The sequence below is a fragment of the Alteromonas gracilis genome (genome assembly GCF_002993325.1).
Lineage (GTDB): Bacteria > Pseudomonadota > Gammaproteobacteria > Enterobacterales > Alteromonadaceae > Alteromonas > Alteromonas gracilis.
Window position 1 is genome coordinate 438,668 of sequence record NZ_PVNO01000031.1, and the last position, 22,362, is coordinate 461,029.

Consider the following 22,362-nt stretch of genomic DNA (forward strand, 5'->3'; position numbering starts at 1 on the left):
TTGGCTCGAGGCTATAGCTCTCTCATTTGCTTAAAAGGTTAAGAACCTGAAAAACCTACTCGCCTTTTATATTCACACATGTTTTTAGCATGGCAGTGCTGACAGAAAAAGTGTTTATAGTGAAAATACACAGCTTGTAACAACTTGGGGTCACAATTTCGTTATAGTGATTTCTCTCACCAGAAAAAAGACAGGAAAGGCAATGGAATTAGACAATATCCCTTTTGACAGCGTCTCGCCTTGCGAATACGCAGATGCGCTTCCAAGACACCAGTTTATGGATTACGCCATAAAACCTTTATGGGAAGGTATCCCGCGTATAGCTGGCCCTGCTTTCACCGTAAAATGTGAACCAGGAGACCATCTTATGCTCCATGCGGCAATTTATCGCGCAAGCCCTGGTGACATTATTGTTGTAGAGGCCGATGACAAGTTCGCTGTCGCTGGTGGTAATGTGTGTGCAATTGCGCAGGCTCGCGGGATCAAAGGTTTTGTTATTGACGGTGTGATTCGTGATATTGCAGAAACACGTGAAAACAAATTTCCCGTGTTTGCTCGCGGTGTAATACCTAAGCCGGGTGCCAAGAAATGCATTTCGCCGCTGAATGAACCAGTGAGCTGCGGTGGTGTTGTAGTTAACGCAGGTGACATTATCGTGGCAGACGAGGAGGGTATTGCTGTTATTCCAAAAGCGGATGCATTAACGGCCTTTGACACTGCTAAAAAGCGGGCCGAGAAAGACGGGGCTATGACGTTAGCGCAATGGCAGGCCGAGCACGTCAAAAAAGTGGAGAGTATTCTGACTGAACTCGGATATACAAACGAGTAGTCTTACCCATTAAACGAACCGTGTTTGTCTGTGTCACTGCCAGCGGTTTACAACATTATCTAATTGAGGCTGGTTGTTCAGTCAAACCACCTAACAGCTTCTCTTTGTTTAGCAGCCATGACCAAGTGTTCTATAAACGGGCGTGGTCATGAGCTTTCTAACACAGTAAAAGAGAAGCAAATCAGCCCTTGTTTCTACAAAATATTAACCAACTTTAAGTGAACTTTGCGGTAAAACATGACGCAAAGTTCAACACGCGTTTTTATATCGTGTAGAATTGTGACCTAGCATTTTGGGGCATGCGTAAATGTGCTCTGTCACTGAACAATAAACGAGTTTTACATGTTTTCATTTTTTGAAAAGCTTACCCAGCCTTTCCCTGATACGCCACCTACCCAACCACCGCAAGGCATTGTTGCTTTTTGTAAGTATTATACCAAAGGTATGTGGGGCGTAATCCTCACCGTTTCCGTGCTAAGTGCAATTGTTGCCATGCTAGAAGTGGCATTGTTTGGTTTCTTAGGACAGCTAGTGGATTGGTTTTCCGAGCAAAATCGCGAAACATTCTTAGCCGACCAAAAGTTTACACTTATAGGAATGGGAGTTACCGTACTTGTACTAATTCCCCTGTTTATTTTGCTTCGCTCCTTATTTTCCCGTCAGTCGTTGATGGGGAACTACCCAATGCGTATTCGATGGCAGGCGCACCGCTACTTGCTGGGGCAAAGCTTAACGTTCTTCCACGATGAATTTGCCGGACGTGTTGCCACTAAGGTAATGCAAACCGCACTATCAGTGAGAGAGACCGTGACTAAAGTTCTCGACTTGCTGGTATATATAAGTGTTTATTTTATCTCAATGGTTGTGCTTATTTTCAGCACTGACTGGCGCCTAGCCATGCCGCTTATCGTGTGGTTCTTTGTGTACATTGGCATCTTAAAAGTGCTGGTGCCTAAACTAAAAGAAGTATCACAAAAACAAGCGGATGCGCGTTCATTAATGACGGGGCGTATTGTTGACAGCTATACCAATATCACAACGGTAAAGCTGTTTTCACATAGTCGCCGTGAAGCGGATTACGCAAAAGAGAGCATGGATGGTTTTCTTAAAACGGTTTACCCGCAAATGCGTTTGGTCACCGTATTGGAATTTTGTGTGGAAATGGCTAACGCCATTCTTATTTTCACCATTGGCGCTCTATCTATTTATTTGTGGATGGAAAACATCGCAAGCCCTGGAGATATTGCCATTGCAATAAGCTTATGTCTTCGCCTAAACGGAATGTCGCATTGGGTAATGTGGGAAGTATCAGGCTTATTTGAAAACTTGGGCACAGTGCAGGACGGCATGAATACGCTGGCTCAACCTATCGCGGTTAAAGACAAACCCGAGGCAAATGCACTTAAAGTTAGCGGTGGCGGTATTACGTTTGATGATGTGAACTTCTCGTATTCTGGTGCTGATGATAAACCTATCGATGTCTTTTCTCACTTGGATTTAAGCATTAAGCCAGGGGAGAAAGTTGGCTTAGTGGGGCGATCTGGTGCAGGTAAATCGACCTTGGTAAATTTACTTATGCGTTTTTACGACACCCAAAGCGGCCGCATCATTATTGATGGACAAGATATCACTCAGGTTGGGCAAGAAACCCTGCGTGCCAAAATCAGTATGGTGACACAAGATACCTCGCTTATGCATCGTTCGGTGCGCGACAACATCCTTTACGGTCGCACGGATGCGACAGAAGAAGACATGATCCGCGCTGCCAAGCAGGCCGAAGCACATGACTTTATTCTAACCCTCACCGATAGTCACGGAAGAACAGGATACGACGCCCATGTAGGCGAGCGGGGTGTGAAACTTTCTGGTGGGCAGCGACAGCGAATTGCGATTGCTCGGGTATTGCTGAAAGATGCGCCTGTGCTTGTACTAGACGAAGCGACATCTGCATTGGATTCAGAAGTCGAGGCGGCCATTCAAGCTTGTCTAGACAAAGTAATGGAGGGCAAAACCGTGCTCGCTATTGCACATCGCTTGTCGACGATAGCGCAAATGGACCGGTTGTTGGTGCTCGATAAAGGCAATATTGTAGAGCAGGGCACACATGCCGAACTCATTGCTCATAATGGTATTTATGCGAAGCTGTGGGCGCATCAAACCGGTGGTTTCATTGGGGTAGAATAATCTTAGAAAGAAATAATGGGAAGAGCATTTGGGAGCGATAAACCGCTTGTATCTTGAAAGTGGTTAAGTATAATACGCGTCCCTCCCTTGCGATACCGCACTTTCCTTAGAAAAGACGCACAACTCCCAAGGGCAGTGTAAGTAAATTTTGTGATGTAGACACCACAGGGGTGTAGTTCGAATTGGTAGAACAGCGGTCTCCAAAACCGATGGTTGGGGGTTCGAGTCCCTCCACCCCTGCCAAATTTACTTAAACGAAGAATTTTAAATTGCGCATTGAATAAGTGCGTAAAACAACGACGCTGTAGTGCTAGGATCGTAACATGAGCGAAAAGACGGAAAATCAGTCCAATGCATTGGACATGTTTAAATGGGTAGTGGTTTTTGCACTGCTTGCCGGTTTAGTAACCGCTAACACAATGTACGGTGAGATCTCGGTACTATACCGTGCCATCGCGATTGTAGTAGTAGTTGGTATAGCTGGTTTCATCGCAGCAACTACCGAAAAAGGTAGTACCTTCTTGAGCTTTGCTAAAGAGTCTCGCATAGAAGTTCGCAAAGTAGTATGGCCAACCCGTCAAGAGGCGAACCAAACTACGCTTATCGTACTTGCAGCGACGTTAGTTATGGCACTAATTTTATGGGGACTAGACGGCATCATCGTTCGTGTAGTTGGCTTTATTACTGGAATAGGAGCATAAACGTATGTCTGAAGAAGAAGCAGTAAAGAAAAGATGGTACGTAGTTCAAGCCTATTCGCAATACGAAGCTCGCGTTAAGAAGACGCTGCTTGAATATATTAAAATGCACAACATGGAAGACTACTTCGGTCAGGTACTAGTACCAACAGAAGAAGTCGTTGAAATGCGTGCAGGTCAAAAGCGTAAATCAGAGCGTAAGTTCTACCCGGGTTATGTATTGGTAGAAATGGCGATGACCGAAGAGTCATGGCACTTAGTGAAAAGCGTTCCTCGCGTATTGGGCTTCATCGGCGGTACGTCAGATCGTCCTATGCCAATTACGCAAAAAGAAGCAGACGCTATCCTAAATCGCCTTGAAGAAAATGTTGATAAGCCAAGACCAAAAACATTGTTCGAGCCTGGCGAAGTGGTTCGCGTTACAGACGGTCCATTTGCAGACTTCAACGGTGTGGTAGAAGAAGTAGACTACGAAAAGAGCCGCGTAAAAGTATCGGTACTTATCTTCGGTCGTTCTACACCAGTAGATTTAGAATTTGGTCAGGTAGAGAAAGGCTAAAGCCTGTCTCTATCATGATTTTATTTGAAAGCCCCTGTCTAGGGGCTTTTTTTATGCTCTCCGTTTGTCTGTCCTAGGGTAATAGACCTAAGCACTACGATGAGATACGCCCACTGCCCCGCGATATATTCGCAAATAGCGTTTTCCACGCGCGAATAACCTTCTTCTCACATTTTTTGTATTAGAACGAGCCCACTTAATTACTCAAACACCGTGGACTACGACATCTGGTTGTTGATTATTTAACCATCATGCTCTACAACTAAAGTATAAATTAAGGGGCGGACATGACAGAGCTAAATGTTGCAAATCGAATAGCATGCAAAAATATTGATATTGACGCTAGCTCATTTCATCAAACTATCTTGCTGGAGCTTGAAAAGCTTTTAGAGGACGTTATTGGATATGAAGAGTCGAAAAGTTTCATCGGTATGGTTGCTGATAAAGTGGGAGAGCTGCTGTACAACAAATACAAGGTTGAGATAAATGATGAGGCCATGACTTTAGATACTATTGCCCATGTTTTAGTTGATTTAAAGCGAAGAATAGGGGGACGGTTTCGGGTATCTGAGGTTTCTGAAAATGCTATTGTTTTGCTCAATACCAAATGTCCATTTGGTGTAAATGTCGTGGGCAAACGTCCGCTTTGCTCAATGACGGCGAATGTCTTTGGAAAAATTGTGTCAACGGAATTTTCGTATGCCGCTGTTGAATTGAAAAAGACGATTGCAAATGGAGATGGCCACTGCCACATAGTTATTCATTTAGAGCCAAAGAGCGATGATATGGGAGGACTTAATGAGTATTTCAGTTGACCACGCCAAGATGGTTGACGATGTGAGTCTTCGTTCTTTACTGGACAATATTACTGAGCCTGCTGTTATAGCGGCCATGGATGGAGAGATACTCAATTACAATCGCCAATTTTACTCTAAAGTGCCAAAAGTCATTACCAAAGACAATATTCAACAAATTTTTTGCCTCACATCTACTGTCTACGATACTGAGAATATTCTGGAAGTAGCGACAATAGCTACAAAGAGAACTGGTTTATTCCCTGTTAAGTTGAAGTTGGAACTTGACAGTTGCGGTGTTCAAAAAAGCGTACCAGGCTATATATCCGCGCTGCGTTATAAAGAGTCTGGATTACCAGCGGCAATGCTTGTGCAGCTTGATGAACATTTACTTAAAATCACGTCCCGCTTGAAGGAGATGCAAAAGGCTGAGCTTAATCACGCTAGAAAAGCACGTATTGCCTCCCTCAAAGCAACAACAGATGAACTAACAGGGTTGAAGAACCGCCGTTTTTTAAACACTTTTCTAGAATATCAATGGCATTCAACGAAAAGAAGTAGCGAAGATGCAGTAATAGTCCTTTTTGACATAGACCACTTCAAAAAAATTAACGATGTGTATGGTCATGACTCTGGTGATATGGCGTTGAGAGTATTTGCATCTTGTCTAGAAGGTGAGGCTCGTGCTGCCGATATTGTAGGCCGCTGGGGGGGAGAAGAGTTTATGGTGATTCTTAGCAACTGTACAGAAGATGAAGCGGCGCTGTTTCTCTCTAGAGCAATGAAAAAATTACGAGATAGTGTAGTTAAAACCAGTGGAGAAACTCTTAGAATGACCGCCAGCGCTGGGTACTGCTCACTATCAACGGCTTTATCGCCTGAAGATGCCATAGCCAAAGCTGATAAGGCGCTTTACAAAGCAAAGAGCAATGGGCGTGATCAATTTATCAAGTACACATGAAACTAAAGGGAAATCGCCAAAGTTCATAGATGTAGTGGAAGCCATTTCAAATTGTCTACAGACTCTAAGTGATAGGTTTTAACTGAAGAGACCGCACGCCAACAATGAACTTTAACTGTGTAAAGAATGACTATTCACTTTTATCTTGCTAAATACGCAGCAACTTACTTCTCAATCACCTGCAAATTGATTAATGTCCTGTAAAGGCCAAAAGTTGCTTTCCAAAGAACAATACTTTAAACATTTTAGTCTTGAAGGGAGTACTCTTCGCATCTCATTGCCAATGAAAAGGCGACAGCGCAAAAATACTGACCTTTCGATGGTTTTTTATTCTAAATAGCCCTTGCATAGTAATTAATCACCTTATATAATGCGCGCCCTTTTAAACGGAAACGGGAAGCCGATTGAGCAAATAATCTCTGTATTTGCGAGGCGTTAGACCCAAACAAGAGAGCATGTAAAATGGCTAAAAAAGTAAGCGGTATTATTAAGCTTCAGGTTGCAGCTGGCGCTGCTAACCCAAGTCCACCGGTTGGTCCTGCACTAGGTCAGCACGGTGTGAACATCATGGAATTCTGTAAGGCTTTCAACGCGAAAACAGAAAGTCTTGAGAAAGGCGCTCCGGTACCAGTAGAAATTACGGTATACGAAGATCGTTCTTTCACGTTCGAAACAAAGACTCCTCCTGCGTCTTACCTGCTTAAGAAAGCAGCTGGCATCAAGAGCGGTTCTGGTCGTCCTAACACTGAAAAAGTGGGTACTGTTACTCGCGCTCAGTTGGAAGAGATTGCTAAAACTAAAGAGCCAGACCTTACTGCAGCTGACTTAGATGCAGCGGTACGTACTATCGCGGGTTCTGCTCGCTCAATGGGCTTGAACGTAGAGGACTAATCGAATGGCTAAATTAACTAAACGCGCTCGCCTGATCCGCGAAAAAGTAGATTCAAGCAAAGAGTACGAAATCAATGAAGCAGTAGCGCTTCTTAAAGAACTAGCAACAGCTAAGTTCGCAGAAAGCGTTGACGTATCTGTTAACCTTGGTATCGATGCGAAGAAATCTGACCAAAACGTTCGTGGTGCAACTGTACTACCTAACGGCACTGGTAAAGACGTTCGCGTTGCAGTATTCACTCAAGGTGCAAATGCTGAAGCTGCTAAAGAAGCGGGTGCGGACATCGTTGGTATGGACGACCTAGCTGAGCAAGTTAAGAAAGGCGAAATGAACTTTGACGTAGTAGTTGCTAGCCCAGACGCAATGCGTGTTGTTGGTCAGCTTGGTCAAATTCTAGGTCCACGTGGCCTTATGCCTAACCCTAAAACTGGCACTGTAACGCCTGACGTTGCAACGGCAGTTAAGAACGCTAAAGCTGGTCAGGTACGCTACCGTAACGATAAGAACGGTATAATCCATGCTAGCATCGGTAAGATTGCGTTCGAAGCGAACCAAATTCAAGAAAACCTTGAAGCGTTACTTGAAGCACTGAAGAAAGCTAAGCCTTCTTCTGCTAAAGGTACATATATCAAGAAGATCAGCCTAAGCACTACAATGGGTGCTGGTGTTGCTCTTGATAAGGCTTCTGTAGGTCTTTAATTTCGCTGAGCATAGGCTCATCGAAATCTCTTAAAGGTTATGGGTTGGAGCTGTGTAAATTAGCAGTGCTAATAAGCAGCTCCCGTCCAAGACCGCAGGTGCGGTGTGGTGAAAGAGGTAAGAGAACTTTCACAGTCAACACACTGCTTAATACAACAACCTGCGCAGACGGTGGTTTGACTCAGACTCTCTGGGGTAACAAACACCGTAGAGCGGTATCAACCATGAGGGTTGGTATCAATCTGTGAACCCTGATGGCGTGAGTAGTTAACTACAAACAAAGTCAGATACAAAGAGGTGAACTCAGTGGCACTAGGTTTAGCAGCAAAAAAAGAGATCGTAGCAGAAATTTCTGATGTTGCGTCTCGCGCTCTATCCGTAGCCGTTGCTGAATACCGTGGGATGGAAGTTAGTGAACTGACTGACCTACGTGTTAAAGCTCGTGAGCAAGGCGTATACCTAAAAGTTGTACGTAATACTCTTGCAAAACGCGCTCTAGCCGACAGTCAATTTGCAGACTTAGATAGCGCCTTAACTGGTCCGCTTATCTATGGTTTCTCTATCGACGCACCAGGCGGTGCGGCACGTCTTTTCAAAGACTTCGGTAAGACTAACGATAAGCTTAAAGTTACTGCACTTTCAATTGGTAGCGGTCTTCTTGGTCCAGAGAAATTGGACGCAGTTGCAGCACTACCTACCCGCGACGAAGCGCTTGCGAAACTACTTGCAACCTTCAAAGCACCAGTTGGGAAATTCGTTCAAACAATCAACGAAGTTCCTGGCAAGTTTGTGCGCGTATTGGCGGCGGTCAAAGACACCAAGTAATTGGCGTTTTTGGCATATTGATTTTTTTAACATTTTATACCCAGGAGTTTAGAGAACATGGCTCTAACTAAAGAAGATATCTTAAACGCAATCGCTGAAATGCCGGTAATGGAACTGGTTGAACTTATCGAAGCGGCTGAAGAAAAATTCAACGTATCTGCTGCAGCTGTTGCTGTTGCTGGTCCTGCTGTAGCTGGTGAAGCAGCTGCTGCTGAAGAACAAACTGAGTTCGACGTTGTAATGACTTCATTCGGCGCTAACAAAGTTGCAGTTATCAAAGCAGTTCGCGGCGCGACTGGCCTAGGTCTTAAAGAAGCTAAAGAAGTAGTTGAATCTGCTCCTAAAGCTATCAAAGAAGGCGTAAGCAAAGATGAAGCTGAAGCACTTAAGAAAGAGCTTGAAGAAGCTGGTGCAGCAGTAGAAATCAAGTAATCTGACTTAGTCAGATTATTGCCTGAGACGGCAAGGCTGGTGGTTTTTTGAACCACCAGCCTTTTTGCGCTGTATAGTGTGTAGATTCTAACCCTGACTACATTACGTAAAAGCGCCAATCGGACATACCCATAAAAAGCATAAAAATCCAACAAGTTAACTAATAATTGGTTAAATTTTGTTGTATGCTGGTGTATCTGCCCGAAAAAGGGTTGTGGAAGTTTGTTGCTTAGTGCGCCATTTGAAACGCAGCTTTTAGCCCATAGCACGCGTTTTAAAGCATTTTGCAGCAGGTTGGGTCATAAATCAGCAGGCTGAGGAACCCATGGTTTACTCTTATAGCGAAAAGAAACGTATCCGTAAGGATTTTGGCAAACGCCCACAGGTATTGGAAATTCCATACCTTCTTTCAATTCAGCTTGATTCTTTCAAAAAGTTTATTGAGATCGACGCAGATGCTCAATACGGTTTGGAAGCAGCATTTCGTTCCGTTTTTCCAATTAAAAGCTACTCAGGTAGTTCAGAGCTTCAGTATGTAAGCTACCGCCTGGGAGAGCCCGTTTTCGACGTTAAAGAATGTCAAATTCGTGGCGTAACTTTCTCTGCTCCGTTAAGAGTAAAACTACGGTTAGTGTTGTTCGATAAAGACGCTGCCCCAGGTACCGTAAAAGATATTAAAGAACAAGAAGTGTACATGGGCGAAATCCCGTTGATGACAGAGAACGGTACGTTCGTTATCAATGGTACAGAGCGTGTTATCGTGTCACAGCTGCACCGTTCACCTGGTGTATTCTTTGATCATGACAAAGGTAAAACCCACTCGTCAGGTAAAGTGCTATATAACGCACGTGTAATCCCTTACCGTGGTTCGTGGTTAGACTTTGAGTTTGACCCGAAAGATAACCTGTTTGTACGTATTGACCGCCGTCGTAAGTTGCCAGCAACTATTATTCTACGTGCGTTGGAGATGACGTCTGAAGAGATTCTAGACACCTTCTTCGAAAAAGTTAATGTGCGTATCAGCAAAGACAAGCTGATGATGGAAGTGGTTCCGGATCGCCTTCGTGGTGAAACGGCTCAGTTCGATATCATTGATGGCGAAGGAAATGTCGTTGTTGAGTCAGGTCGTCGTATCTCGGCACGTCACACTCGTGCACTTGAAAAAGCGGGTCTTACAGAACTTGAAGTTCCGGCAGATTACCTAATCGGCCGCGTGTTTGCTGCTACTTATGTAAACGAAGACACCGGCGAAGTGATAGTAACTGCTAATGATGAACTAACTTTGGAAAACCTAGCGGCGCTTAGCCAAGCGGGTATTAAAGAGTTCGAAACACTTTACATCAATGAGTTAGACCACGGTTCATACATTTCAGACACACTGCGTATCGATTCTTCAACTAACCGCCTCGAAGCGCTAGTTGAAATCTATCGTATGATGCGTCCTGGTGAGCCACCGACTAAAGATGCAGCAGAAACCTTGTTCGATAACTTGTTCTTCTCTGAAGAACGTTATGACCTTTCTTCTGTTGGTCGTATGAAGTTCAACCGCCGTTTAGGTCGTGAAGAGCTTATCGGTTCGGGTACATTAGATAAAGAAGACATTATTTCTGTAATGAAGCAGTTAATAATGATTCGTGACGGTAAAGATGAAGTTGATGATATCGATCACCTTGGAAACCGTCGTATTCGTTCTGTAGGTGAAATGGCAGAGAACCAGTTCCGTGTTGGTCTTGTACGTGTAGAACGTGCAGTGAAGGAGCGCCTAAGCTTAGGTGATCTGGACAACGTGATGCCTCAGGATCTTATTAACGCTAAGCCTATTTCGGCTGCGGTTAAAGAGTTCTTCGGTTCATCTCAGCTTTCTCAGTTCATGGACCAAAACAACCCGCTATCAGAAGTAACGCACAAGCGTCGTATTTCTGCATTAGGCCCGGGTGGTCTAACACGTGAACGTGCAGGCTTCGAGGTTCGAGACGTACACCCGACTCACTATGGTCGTCTATGTCCAATCGAAACGCCTGAAGGCCCGAACATCGGTCTTATCAACTCATTGGCAAGCTTCGCGCGCACCAATGACTTTGGTTTCCTTGAAACACCTTTCCGTCGCATTGTTGACGGTGTGGTAACAGACGAAATCGATTACTTATCTGCAATTGAAGAAGGTCAATTCGCAATCGCTCAGGCTAACATTGCGTTAACTGAGAACGGCGAATTAGTAGACGACCTAATCCCATGTCGTCACCGTGGTGAAACTACTTTGATGCCGACTGAAGACATCAAGTACATGGACGTTTCGCCACAGCAAATCGTTTCAATTGCTGCAAGCATTATCCCATTCCTAGAGCACGATGATGCGAACCGTGCACTAATGGGTGCGAACATGCAACGTCAGGCAGTACCTACACTACGTGCTGATAAGCCGTTAGTTGGTACCGGTATGGAAAGAACCATCGCGGTTGACTCAGGTGTTACTGTAGTTGCTAAGCGTGGTGGTGTGGTTGATTACGTAGATGCCAGCCGTATCGTTATCAAGGTAGACGAAGATGAAATGCTTCCAGGTGAAGCAGGTATCGATATCTACAACCTGACTAAGTACACACGTTCTAACCAAAACACGTGTATCAATCAGAAGCCTACATGTAACGTTGGCGACCCGATTGTTGCAGGTGATGTACTAGCTGACGGTCCTTCAACAGACCTAGGTGACCTTGCACTTGGCCAGAATATGCGTATCGCGTTCATGCCTTGGAATGGTTACAACTTTGAGGATTCAATCCTTATTTCTGAGCGTGTAGCACAGGAAGACCGTTTCACCACTATCCACATTCAAGAGCTTAGCTGTATCGCTCGTGATACTAAGCTTGGGCCAGAAGAAATTTCTTCTGATATCCCGAACGTGGGCGAATCTGCACTAAGCAAGCTTGATGAATCAGGTGTTGTTTACATCGGTGCGGAAGTGAAAGGCGGTGATATCTTAGTAGGTAAAGTAACGCCTAAAGGTGAAACTCAGCTTACGCCAGAAGAAAAACTACTACGTGCAATCTTCGGTGAAAAAGCGTCTGACGTTAAAGATACGTCTCTACGTGTACCTAACTCTGTTCACGGTACCGTTATCGATGTTCAAGTATTTACCCGTGATGGTGTAGAGAAAGACAAGCGAGCGCTAGAAATTGAAGATATGCAGTTGCGTCAGGTTAAGAAAGACCTTACCGACGAGTTCGAAATTCTTGCAGACGGTATCTTTAGTCGTGCACAAACTGCATTGTTACGCGCTGGCGTTGACCAAGCTAAGCTTGACAGCCTACCCCGTGAAAAGTGGTTTGAAATTGCACTTAACAGCGAAGATGCTCAGCTAGAGCTAGACCAAATCGCTGATCAACACGCTGAAATTAAAGCTGACTTCGATAAGAAGTTTGAAACTAAGCGTCGTAAGATCACGCAAGGTGATGACCTAGCGCCTGGCGTACTTAAGATTGTTAAGGTTTACCTTGCAGTTAAGCGTCACATCCAACCGGGTGATAAAATGGCGGGACGTCACGGTAACAAAGGTGTTATCTCGACTATCCAGCCTGTAGAAGACATGCCATACGATGCTGACGGCACGCCGGTAGATATCGTTCTAAACCCACTAGGTGTACCGTCTCGTATGAACATCGGTCAGATCCTAGAAACTCACTTGGGTATGGCTGCACACGGTCTTGGTGTGAAGATTGACCGCATGATTAAAGAGCAGCGTGAGCTGGCTGAATTGCGTGAGTTCTTGAAGAAGGTGTACGAGCTTGGTGAGAATCATCAAGAAGTCGACATCGATAGCTTCACTGACCACGAAGTTCGCCGCTTGGCAGAAAACCTTCGTAAGGGTGTACCTGTAGCAACACCTGTATTCGATGGTGCTCGTGAATCTGAAATCAAAGAAATGCTGAAGCTTGCTGATATTCCAGAAAGCGGTCAGATTACTTTGTTTGACGGTCGTACCGGTCGCGAATTTGAGCGTCCAGTAACGGTTGGTTACATGTACATGCTGAAACTGAACCACTTAGTAGACGATAAAATGCACGCGCGTTCTACGGGTTCTTACAGCCTTGTTACACAGCAACCTCTTGGTGGTAAAGCACAGTTTGGTGGTCAGCGCTTCGGTGAGATGGAAGTGTGGGCACTTGAAGCATACGGTGCAGCATATACCCTTCAGGAAATGCTTACCGTTAAGTCAGATGACGTTAACGGCCGTACCAAGATGTACAAGAACATCGTCGATGGCGACCACAGAATGGAACCTGGCATGCCAGAGTCATTCAACGTACTACTTAAAGAAATTCGCTCGTTGGGTATCAACATCGAGCTTGAAGAAAAGTAATACGGCAATCGCCGCGTAATGTTATGAGATGGCCCGGCGCTTGCGCCGGGTTCTAGAGACTGACTCCGCTGGGAGAGTAATGTGAAAGACTTATTAAAGTTTCTAAAGCAACAAAACAAGACCGAAGAATTCGATAATATTCGAATCGGTCTGTCTTCACCTGACATGATTCGTTCATGGTCATTTGGTGAAGTTAAAAAGCCTGAAACAATTAACTACCGTACGTTCAAACCTGAGCGTGACGGTCTGTTCTGTGCGCGTATCTTTGGTCCGGTTAAAGACTACGAGTGTCTTTGCGGTAAGTACAAGCGCCTTAAGCACCGTGGTGTTATCTGTGAGAAGTGTGGCGTTGAAGTTACACTGACCAAAGTACGTCGTGAGCGTATGGGTCACATCGAGCTAGCAAGCCCGGTTGCGCATATTTGGTTCCTTAAATCACTTCCGTCTCGTATCGGTCTAATGCTTGATATGACGCTTCGTGATATTGAACGTGTTCTTTATTTCGAATCATACGTGGTTACAGAGCCAGGTATGACGACGCTTGAACGCAGTCAACTTCTGAACGAAGAAGAATACTTGGATGCACTTGAAGAGCACGGTGATGAGTTTGATGCGAAGATGGGTGCTGAAGCAATATTCGACCTTCTTAAGGCGTTAGACGTGGACGCAGACGTAGCTGCTATGCGTGAAGAGCTGCCTTCAATCAACTCTGAAACTAAGCGTAAGAAAATTACTAAGCGTCTTAAGTTGCTTGAGTCATTCCAACAGTCTGGTAACAAGCCAGAGTGGATGATAATGACAGTTCTGCCGGTTCTTCCGCCAGACTTACGTCCACTAGTACCACTAGATGGCGGCCGTTTTGCAACGTCTGACCTTAACGACCTTTACCGTCGTGTAATTAACCGTAACAACCGTCTTAAGCGTCTTCTAGACCTTGCTGCTCCAGACATTATCGTACGCAACGAAAAGCGTATGCTTCAAGAGTCTGTTGATGCGCTACTAGATAACGGACGTCGTGGTCGCGCGATTACCGGTTCTAACAAGCGTCCACTTAAGTCGCTTGCAGACATGATCAAAGGTAAGCAAGGTCGTTTCCGTCAAAACCTTCTTGGTAAGCGTGTTGACTACTCAGGCCGTTCTGTAATTACCGTTGGTCCAACGCTACGTCTTCACCAGTGTGGTCTTCCTAAGAAGATGGCACTTGAGCTATTTAAACCGTTTATCTACGGTAAGCTTGAAGCACGTGGTCTTGCGACAACAATCAAAGCAGCTAAGAAGCTTGTAGAGCGCGAAGCTCCGGAGGTTTGGGACGTACTAGACGACGTTATCCGCGAACACCCGGTACTACTTAACCGTGCACCTACACTTCACCGTTTGGGTATCCAAGCATTCGAACCAACACTAATCGAAGGTAAAGCGATTCAGCTTCACCCGCTAGTGTGTGCGGCGTATAACGCTGACTTCGATGGTGACCAAATGGCTGTACACGTTCCGTTGACAATCGAAGCACAGTTAGAAGCACGTGCACTTATGATGTCAACGAACAACATTCTGTCACCTGCGAATGGTGAGCCAATCATCGTACCTTCACAGGACGTTGTATTAGGTCTTTACTACCTAACGCGTGACAAAGTAAACGGCTTAGGCGAAGGCATGGTATTTACCAGCCCGAATGAAGCAGAAAAAGCTTACCGCACAGGTAATGCTGAGCTTCACTCTCGCGTTAAAGTACGTATTACTGAATATGACATCGATGAAGATGGCAACAAAACTGAAAAAGTAACGCTAACTGACACTACCGTTGGTCGTGCGATTTTCTCGTTGATCCTTCCAAAGGGTCTGCCGTTTGAAATCATTAACCAAGCGATGGGCAAGAAGCAAATTTCAAGACTATTGAATGCTTGTTACCGTACGCTAGGTCTGAAAGACACAGTAATTGCTGCTGACCAAATCATGTATACTGGTTTCCACTACGCGATGATCGCGGGTGCATCTGTTGGTATCGACGATATGGTTATTCCAGAAGCGAAGAAAGAGATTATCGACGCGGCGGAAGCAGAAGTTATCGAAATTCAGGAACAGTTCCAAAACGGTCTTGTTACCGCGGGTGAGCGTTACAACAAAGTTATCGATATCTGGTCAAATGCCAACGAAAAAGTTGCTAAGGCCATGATGGATAACCTTAAGACTGACATCGTAATTAACCGCGATGGCGAAGAAGAAGAGCAGACATCATTTAACTCTGTTTATATGATGGCCGACTCGGGTGCTCGTGGTAGTGCCGCTCAGATTCGTCAGCTTGCAGGTATGCGTGGTCTGATGGCTAAACCAGATGGCTCAATCATCGAAACCCCAATTACGGCGAACTTCCGTGAAGGTCTGAACGTACTACAGTACTTCATCTCTACTCACGGTGCGCGTAAAGGTCTAGCGGATACTGCACTTAAAACGGCTAACTCGGGTTACCTAACCCGTCGTCTAGTAGATGTTGCGCAAGATTTGGTTATCACTAATGACGACTGTGGCACATTCGAAGGTGTAACAATGACACCGCTAATCGAAGGTGGAGACGTTGTTGAGCCGCTACGTGAGCGTGTACTTGGTCGTGTTGTAGCAGAAGACGTGCTTAAGCCTGGTACTAACGAAGTACTTGTTGAGCGTAATGTTCTGCTAGACGAAGCACTAGTAGACATGCTTGAAGCTAACTCAATAGACCAAATTCAAGTACGCTCGGTTATCACCTGTGACAATGACTTCGGCGTATGTGCTAAGTGTTACGGTCGTGACCTTGCACGTGGTCACATGGTGGGAAGCGGCGAATCGGTTGGTGTTATTGCAGCACAGTCAATCGGTGAACCAGGTACACAGCTTACCATGCGTACATTCCACATCGGTGGTGCGGCATCAAGAGCATCTGCTGAGAACAGCGTACAAGTTAAGACTGCGGGTAGCCTTAAGCTGCACAACGCGAAATTCGTACGTAACTCTGACAGCAAAGTGGTTATCGTTTCTCGTTCAACAGAACTTACTGTTATCGACGAGCAAGGCCGTGAGAAAGAGCGCTATAAAGTACCTTACGGTGCTGTGCTTAGCGTGGATGACGGTGCATCAATTGCAGCTGGCGACGTTGTTGCTAACTGGGATCCGCATAGTCACCCAATCATCACTGAACGTGCAGCTAAGATTAGCTTCGCAGACATTGATGACTCTAACACCGAAATGCAGCAAGACGAGCTTACTGGTTTAACACGTATTGTTGTTAAAGACCTTGCGAAAGTTAACTCTAAAGAGCCTAAGCTAATTCTTGAAAGCGACGAGTTCGGTCTTCAAGAAATTCGTCTGCCAAGCTTCACAACAATTGAAGCGAAAGAAGGCAAAGTGGCGAATGAAGGTGACGTGTTAGCACGTATTCCTCAGGAAAGTTCGAAGACTCGTGATATCACGGGTGGTCTACCGCGCGTTGCGGACTTGTTTGAAGCACGTAAGCCTAAAGAGCCTGCTATTCTTGCAGAAATCTCAGGTACTATTGGCTTCGGTAAAGAGACCAAAGGTAAGAAGCGTCTTGTGATTACACCTGCTGAGGGGGACGCATACGAAGAGATGATTCCTAAGTGGCGTCAGCTTAACGTATTCGAAGGTGAGAAAGTGGAAAAAGGCGAAGTTATCGCTGATGGTCCAGAGTCTCCGCACGATATCCTACGGTTACGTGGTATTTCAGCAGTAGCCAACTACATCGTGAACGAAGTTCAGGAAGTTTATCGTCTACAGGGTGTTAAGATTAACGATAAGCACATCGAAGTAGTTATTCGACAGATGCTACGTAAGTGTGTTATCACGCACCCAGGCGATACGCAGTTCCTTGAAGGCGAACAGGTTGAAGTATCGAACGTTAAAGTGGCGAACCGTGAAATTGAAAAACACGGCAAGATCCCAGCGCAGTATGAAACACAGCTGCTTGGTATCACTAAAGCGTCACTGTCTACTGAGTCATTTATCTCAGCAGCATCGTTCCAAGAAACAACACGTGTTCTAACTGAAGCTGCGGTTCAAGGTAAAGAAGATGACCTACGCGGTCTGAAAGAAAACGTAATCGTTGGTCGTCTGATTCCAGCAGGTACAGGTTTCGCTTACCATGAACGCCGTGCACAACGTCGCAAAGAGCAAATCGAAGAAATGTCAGTTTCAGCTGCTGAGGCAGAACAGGCACTAACCGAAGCGCTTAATGCCGGTGCAGACGAAGATACTGCCGAATAAGGCAAAGATCATAGGAGTACGTTAACGTACTCCTAACATATTGGCATGTCAGGCTGACAGATTGCAGATAAATTAACTGCTTAACCTTTGTACACCTTGACAGTCAGGGCGATGATCTTTAATATTCCGCGACCCGATTTTGGATAGCCATCAAGTGGCTCGATAAACGGTCGCGGTTTTTTGTATCAGCGCTCAGTGAATATTGACGAGCACAATGTTCACAAAGTAGAGCGATTAAACATTTAATCGCATTAATATGGACCCAATCATAGTGATTGGGTTTTCGTAGTTTTTAATCAGGAGCTAGTTAATGGCAACAGTTAACCAGTTAGTGCGCAAGCCGCGTAGAAAGCCCGTTGAAAAAAGCAACGTAGCTGCTCTACAAGCTTGTCCACAAAGACGTGGTGTATGTACTCGTGTATATACTACTACGCCTAAGAAACCAAACTCTGCACTACGTAAAGTATGTCGTGTACGTCTAACTAACGGTTTTGAAGTTTCTTCATATATCGGTGGTGAAGGTCACAACCTACAAGAGCACAGTGTAGTACTTATCCGTGGTGGTCGTGTTAAAGATCTACCAGGTGTTCGTTATCACACAGTTCGCGGTACTCTTGACTGCGCAGGTGTAAACGATCGTAAACAAGCCCGTTCTAAGTACGGCGCGAAGAAGCCTAAGTCATAACGGTTCTCCGTTAGTAAGGCCAAACTGAAGTTTAAGAGTTTTGGGTTTTCCCTGAATTCATACGGAGAATAGAAGATGCCAAGAAGAAGAGTCGTAGGTCAACGTAAAATCCTACCAGAGCCAAAATTTGGTTCACAACTGCTTGCGAAATTCATGAATGTCGTAATGCTCGACGGCAAAAAGTCAGTCGCTGAAAGAATCGTTTACGGTGCGCTTGATATTGTTGCTGAAAAAACCGGCAAAGCACACCTAGATATCTTCGAGGAAGCACTTGATAATATCCGCCCAACAGTAGAGGTTAAGTCTCGTCGTGTTGGTGGTTCAACTTATCAGGTTCCAGTTGAAGTACGTCCAGTTCGTCGTAACGCGCTAGGTATGCGTTGGATGGTAGAAGCTGCACGTAAACGTGGCGAAAAGTCTATGGCACAACGCCTAGCGGCTGAGATGTTAGACGCAGCAGACAACAAAGGTTCAGCGGTTAAGAAACGTGAAGACGTTCACCGTATGGCCGAAGCAAACAAAGCGTTTGCTCATTACCGTTGGTAATCAACGTAATATAACTGAGAGAGATTTATGCCTCGTAAGACCTCGATTGAGCGTTATCGCAATATTGGTATTGTGGCTCACGTGGACGCGGGTAAAACCACGACCACAGAGCGTGTTCTGTTTTATACAGGACTGTCTCACAAAATCGGTGAAGTGCACGATGGTGCTGCTACCATGGACTGGATGGAACAAGAGCAGGAGCGTGGTATTACTATCACGTCTGCTGCGACGACGTGTTTCTGGTCTGGTATGGAGCAACAGTTCGAACAACACAGGATCAACATCATCGACACCCCTGGACACGTTGACTTTACTATCGAAGTAGAGCGTTCATTGCGTGTACTAGACGGTGCCGTAGTTGTATTCTGTGGGTCTTCTGGGGTAGAACCTCAATCAGAGACAGTCTGGCGACAGGCTGACAAATATCAAGTGCCACGCCTTGTGTTCGTTAATAAGATGGACCGGGCTGGCGCTGATTTTGAACGTGTTGTGGGTCAAATTCGCAAACGTTTAGGCGCAAACTGTGTTCCGATTCAAATCAACATGGGCGCTGAAGAGAATTTCCATGGCGTCATCGACCTTGTGAAGATGAAAGCCATCAACTGGAATGAAGAAGACATGGGTATGACATTTACCTATGAAGACATTCCGGCTGAATATCTAGATACCGCTGAACAGTACCGCACCGAGATGATTGAAGCGGCTGCAGAGGCATCTGATGAGTTAATGAACAAATACTTGGAAGGTGAAGAGCTTTCTGAGGAAGAGATCCGTTTAGGTCTTCGTAAGCGTACGCTGAACAACGAAATTGTTCTTGCCACTTGTGGCAGTGCTTTCAAAAACAAAGGTGTTCAGGCTGTGCTAGACTCCGTTGTTCATTATCTTCCGTCTCCTACGGAAGTTAAGGCCATCACGGGTGTGCTTGACGATAAAGACGAGACGGAAGCTGAGCGTCACTCAAGCGACGACGAACCGTTCTCAGCACTAGCATTTAAAATAGCGACCGACCCTTTTGTAGGGACGCTAACGTTCTTCCGTTGCTACTCTGGTGTAGTCAACACGGGCGACACGGTATATAACCCTGTTAAGGGCAAGCGTGAGCGCTTCGGTCGTATCGTGCAGATGCATGCAAAAGACCGTGAAGAACTTAAAGAAGTTCGCGCGGGCGATATTGCTGCGGCCATTGGTCTAAAAGATGTAACCACCGGCGATACGCTTTGTGATCCTAATCATGTGATTACACTGGAGCGTATGGATTTCCCAGAACCGGTAATTTCTATTGCGGTAGAGCCTAAGTCACAAGCTGACCAAGAAAAAATGGGTATGGCCCTAAGTAAGCTTGCGGCAGAAGATCCGTCGTTTAAAGTTAAGACGGACGACGAGACGGGGCAGACAATTATCTCAGGTATGGGTGAACTTCACCTTGATATCATTGTCGACCGCATGAAGCGTGAGTTCAAAGTTGAATGTAACGTAGGTAACCCTCAGGTTGCCTATCGCGAAACCCTTCGTAAATCCGTTGAAGTGGAAGGGAAGTTTGTTCGTCAGTCAGGCGGCCGTGGCCAATTCGGTCATGTTTGGCTACGTATTGAACCTCAGGAAGAGGGTTCAGGCTACGAATTTGTAAACGAAATCGTCGGTGGTGTGGTACCAAAAGAGTTCATCCCAGCGGTCGATAAAGGAATTCAGGAGCAGATGCGAAGTGGTGTTCTAGCAGGGTTTCCAGTACTTGATGTAAAGGTAACGTTGTTCGACGGTTCATATCACGATGTTGACTCTTCTGAAATGGCGTTTAAGATCGCCGGCTCTATGGGTTTCAAAAAAGGCGCCGCAGAAGCAAATCCGGTGTTGCTTGAACCCACAATGAAAGTTGAAGTAACTACTCCAGAAGACTGGATGGGTGATGTAGTTGGCGATATTAATCGTCGCCGCGGCATGATCGAAGGTATGGAAGATGGTGTCGCAGGTGTTAAAATAATACGTGCAAAAGTGCCGCTTTCAGAAATGTTTGGCTACGCAACTGATTTGCGTTCACAAACACAAGGTCGTGCTTCATACTCAATGGAGTTCTTCAATTATTCTGAGGCGCCTAACAATGTGGCGCAGGCTATTATAGAATCTAGAACTTAATCTAAATGAAGGTTCGGTCCGGTCTATTGGTGGGTCGGACTTTTAACTTAGGAAACGAGAAAAATGGCAAAAGAAAAGTTTGAACGTACGAAACCCCACGTAAACGTGGGTACAATCGGCCACGTTGACCACGGTAAAACTACCCTAACTGCAGCTATCACTACAGTTCTTTCTAAAACTTACGGCGGTTCTGCTCAGGCTTTCGATCAAATCGATAACGCGCCTGAAGAGAAAGCTCGTGGTATCACCATTTCTACTTCACACGTAGAATATGACACTCCTACTCGTCACTACGCGCACGTAGACTGCCCAGGACACGCTGATTACGTTAAAAACATGATCACTGGTGCTGCTCAGATGGACGGTGGTATCCTAGTAGTAGCTGCGACTGATGGCCCTATGCCACAGACTCGTGAGCACATCCTACTTGGTCGTCAGGTTGGTATTCCTTACATCATCGTATTCATGAACAAGTGTGACATGGTTGATGATGAAGAACTTCTAGAGCTAGTAGAAATGGAAGTTCGTGAACTTCTTAACGAATACGAATTCCCAGGTGATGACCTACCAGTTATCCAAGGTTCAGCGCTTAAAGCGCTTGAAGGCGACCCAGAGTGGGAAAAGAAAATTCTTGAGCTTGGTGAAGCGCTTGATTCATACATCCCAGAGCCAGAGCGTGCAATCGACAAGCCGTTCATCCTTCCAATCGAAGACGTATTCTCAATCTCAGGCCGTGGTACTGTTGTAACTGGTCGTGTTGAGCAAGGTATCGTTAAAGTTGGTGAAGAAGTAGAAATCGTAGGTATCAAAGATACGACTAAGACGACTTGTACTGGTGTTGAGATGTTCCGTAAGCTTCTTGACGAAGGCCGTGCGGGTGAGAACGTTGGTGTTCTTCTACGTGGTACTAAGCGTGATGAAGTTGAACGTGGTCAAGTACTAGCTAAGCCTGGTTCAATCACGCCACACGTTAACTTCGAAGCAGAAGTATACGTACTATCTAAAGATGAAGGTGGCCGTCATACTCCATTCTTCAAAGGCTACCGTCCACAGTTCTACTTCCGTACAACTGACGTAACTGGTGCTGTAGAGCTTCCAGAAGGCGTAGAAATGGTAATGCCTGGTGACAACCTTAAATTCAAAGTTGAGCTAATTGCTCCGATCGCGATGGAAGAAGGTCTTCGTTTCGCAATCCGTGAAGGTGGTCGTACAGTAGGTGCTGGTGTTGTATCTAAGATCCTAGACTAATCTAGACTTAGCAACACAAGCCAAAAAAGCGCACTTAGGTGCGCTTTTTTTATGCCTGCGATTTTTAGGTCGGGAGTGAAGCCCCATCAAAAACACGCCGTGAAGCCATCCATGGCGGCTTCGCAGCAGCGTCCCTGCTGCTGAGAGTTTTTGATGGGGCTTTACTCCCTCCTTGCTTGGCATAGCAAAAAGCTTGGGGAGGAAGGGAGTAATACGCCGTGAGCACATTTCACCTTTTATGTAAAAGCTCCGACACCGCATACGTGCGGCGT

At 45.5% G+C, this 22,362-nt stretch carries 16 protein-coding genes and 1 tRNA gene; all 17 read left to right on the top strand.

Going from position 1 to position 22,362, the window contains the following annotated elements; genetic code table 11:
- The first annotated feature begins 202 nt into the window (after positions 1 to 202).
- The 17 genes from C6Y39_RS18580 (at position 203) to tuf (ending at position 22,090) form a co-directional block, all read left to right on the top strand.
- A complete protein-coding gene (locus C6Y39_RS18580; RefSeq protein ID WP_105932685.1) occupies positions 203 to 829 on the top strand; it encodes an RraA family protein in 627 nt (208 codons plus the stop codon).
- 342 nt (positions 830 to 1,171) lie between these two features.
- Complete coding sequence (locus tag C6Y39_RS18585; RefSeq protein WP_105932686.1) at positions 1,172 to 3,013, top strand: ABC transporter ATP-binding protein; 1,842 nt, start codon at positions 1,172 to 1,174, stop codon at positions 3,011 to 3,013.
- 166 nt (positions 3,014 to 3,179) lie between these two features.
- Positions 3,180 to 3,256, top strand: a tRNA-Trp gene (locus C6Y39_RS18590).
- Positions 3,257 to 3,336: 80 nt separating this feature from the next.
- Positions 3,337 to 3,714, top strand: coding sequence for a preprotein translocase subunit SecE (gene secE, locus C6Y39_RS18595; protein ID WP_105932687.1), 378 nt, complete (start codon positions 3,337 to 3,339; stop codon positions 3,712 to 3,714).
- 4 nt (positions 3,715 to 3,718) lie between these two features.
- Complete coding sequence (gene nusG, locus C6Y39_RS18600) at positions 3,719 to 4,270, top strand: transcription termination/antitermination protein NusG (protein WP_015068310.1); 552 nt, start codon at positions 3,719 to 3,721, stop codon at positions 4,268 to 4,270.
- A 287-nt stretch (positions 4,271 to 4,557) separates the two neighbouring features.
- Entirely contained in the window at positions 4,558 to 5,085 is a 528-nt protein-coding gene (locus tag C6Y39_RS18605) for a methanogen output domain 1-containing protein (protein WP_105932688.1), read from the top strand.
- A complete protein-coding gene (locus tag C6Y39_RS18610) occupies positions 5,069 to 6,025 on the top strand; it encodes a GGDEF domain-containing protein (RefSeq protein ID WP_167390688.1) in 957 nt (318 codons plus the stop codon). The genes C6Y39_RS18605 and C6Y39_RS18610 overlap by 17 nt, the downstream gene beginning before the upstream one ends.
- A 462-nt stretch (positions 6,026 to 6,487) precedes the next feature.
- Positions 6,488 to 6,916 carry a 50S ribosomal protein L11 gene (gene rplK, locus C6Y39_RS18615; RefSeq protein ID WP_015068306.1) on the top strand — a complete coding sequence of 143 codons (429 nt, stop codon included), beginning with the start codon at positions 6,488 to 6,490 and terminating at the stop codon, positions 6,914 to 6,916.
- 4 nt (positions 6,917 to 6,920) lie between these two features.
- Positions 6,921 to 7,616: a 50S ribosomal protein L1 gene (rplA, locus tag C6Y39_RS18620; protein ID WP_105932690.1), complete on the top strand. Its 696-nt coding sequence runs from the start codon at positions 6,921 to 6,923 to the stop codon at positions 7,614 to 7,616.
- A gap of 306 nt (positions 7,617 to 7,922) precedes the next feature.
- A complete protein-coding gene (rplJ, locus tag C6Y39_RS18625) occupies positions 7,923 to 8,441 on the top strand; it encodes a 50S ribosomal protein L10 (protein WP_105932691.1) in 519 nt (172 codons plus the stop codon).
- A 57-nt stretch (positions 8,442 to 8,498) separates the two neighbouring features.
- Positions 8,499 to 8,873 (top strand): 50S ribosomal protein L7/L12, encoded by a 375-nt coding sequence (rplL, locus tag C6Y39_RS18630; protein ID WP_105932692.1) that lies wholly within the window; start codon positions 8,499 to 8,501, stop codon positions 8,871 to 8,873.
- 325 nt (positions 8,874 to 9,198) lie between these two features.
- Positions 9,199 to 13,227 (top strand): DNA-directed RNA polymerase subunit beta, encoded by a 4,029-nt coding sequence (gene rpoB / locus C6Y39_RS18635; protein WP_105932693.1) that lies wholly within the window; start codon positions 9,199 to 9,201, stop codon positions 13,225 to 13,227.
- Between the two features lie 81 nt (positions 13,228 to 13,308).
- Positions 13,309 to 17,481 carry a DNA-directed RNA polymerase subunit beta' gene (rpoC, locus tag C6Y39_RS18640; protein ID WP_105932694.1) on the top strand — a complete coding sequence of 1,391 codons (4,173 nt, stop codon included), beginning with the start codon at positions 13,309 to 13,311 and terminating at the stop codon, positions 17,479 to 17,481.
- 310 nt (positions 17,482 to 17,791) lie between these two features.
- Complete coding sequence (gene rpsL, locus C6Y39_RS18645; RefSeq protein ID WP_014951037.1) at positions 17,792 to 18,166, top strand: 30S ribosomal protein S12; 375 nt, start codon at positions 17,792 to 17,794, stop codon at positions 18,164 to 18,166.
- A gap of 75 nt (positions 18,167 to 18,241) precedes the next feature.
- A complete protein-coding gene (gene rpsG / locus C6Y39_RS18650) occupies positions 18,242 to 18,712 on the top strand; it encodes a 30S ribosomal protein S7 (protein ID WP_014980519.1) in 471 nt (156 codons plus the stop codon).
- 27 nt (positions 18,713 to 18,739) lie between these two features.
- On the top strand, positions 18,740 to 20,842 hold the full coding sequence (gene fusA, locus C6Y39_RS18655; protein ID WP_105932695.1) for an elongation factor G: 2,103 nt from the start codon (positions 18,740 to 18,742) through the stop codon (positions 20,840 to 20,842).
- A 63-nt stretch (positions 20,843 to 20,905) separates the two neighbouring features.
- Positions 20,906 to 22,090: an elongation factor Tu gene (gene tuf, locus C6Y39_RS18660; RefSeq protein ID WP_105929799.1), complete on the top strand. Its 1,185-nt coding sequence runs from the start codon at positions 20,906 to 20,908 to the stop codon at positions 22,088 to 22,090.
- Positions 22,091 to 22,362 lie beyond the last annotated feature (272 nt).

Excerpts from the sequence above, each read along its gene's own strand:
- C6Y39_RS18580 (WP_105932685.1), top strand. The coding sequence starts at position 203 with ATGGAATTAGACAATATCCCTTTTGACAGCGTCTCGCCTTGCGAATAC.
- C6Y39_RS18585 (WP_105932686.1), top strand. The coding sequence starts at position 1,172 with ATGTTTTCATTTTTTGAAAAGCTTACCCAGCCTTTCCCTGATACGCCA.
- secE (WP_105932687.1), top strand. The coding sequence starts at position 3,337 with ATGAGCGAAAAGACGGAAAATCAGTCCAATGCATTGGACATGTTTAAA.
- nusG (WP_015068310.1), top strand. The coding sequence starts at position 3,719 with ATGTCTGAAGAAGAAGCAGTAAAGAAAAGATGGTACGTAGTTCAAGCC.
- C6Y39_RS18605 (WP_105932688.1), top strand. The coding sequence starts at position 4,558 with ATGACAGAGCTAAATGTTGCAAATCGAATAGCATGCAAAAATATTGAT.
- C6Y39_RS18610 (WP_167390688.1), top strand. The coding sequence starts at position 5,069 with ATGAGTATTTCAGTTGACCACGCCAAGATGGTTGACGATGTGAGTCTT.
- rplK (WP_015068306.1), top strand. The coding sequence starts at position 6,488 with ATGGCTAAAAAAGTAAGCGGTATTATTAAGCTTCAGGTTGCAGCTGGC.
- rplA (WP_105932690.1), top strand. The coding sequence starts at position 6,921 with ATGGCTAAATTAACTAAACGCGCTCGCCTGATCCGCGAAAAAGTAGAT.
- rplL (WP_105932692.1), top strand. The coding sequence starts at position 8,499 with ATGGCTCTAACTAAAGAAGATATCTTAAACGCAATCGCTGAAATGCCG.
- rpoB (WP_105932693.1), top strand. The coding sequence starts at position 9,199 with ATGGTTTACTCTTATAGCGAAAAGAAACGTATCCGTAAGGATTTTGGC.
- rpsL (WP_014951037.1), top strand. The coding sequence starts at position 17,792 with ATGGCAACAGTTAACCAGTTAGTGCGCAAGCCGCGTAGAAAGCCCGTT.
- rpsG (WP_014980519.1), top strand. The coding sequence starts at position 18,242 with ATGCCAAGAAGAAGAGTCGTAGGTCAACGTAAAATCCTACCAGAGCCA.
- fusA (WP_105932695.1), top strand. The coding sequence starts at position 18,740 with ATGCCTCGTAAGACCTCGATTGAGCGTTATCGCAATATTGGTATTGTG.
- tuf (WP_105929799.1), top strand. The coding sequence starts at position 20,906 with ATGGCAAAAGAAAAGTTTGAACGTACGAAACCCCACGTAAACGTGGGT.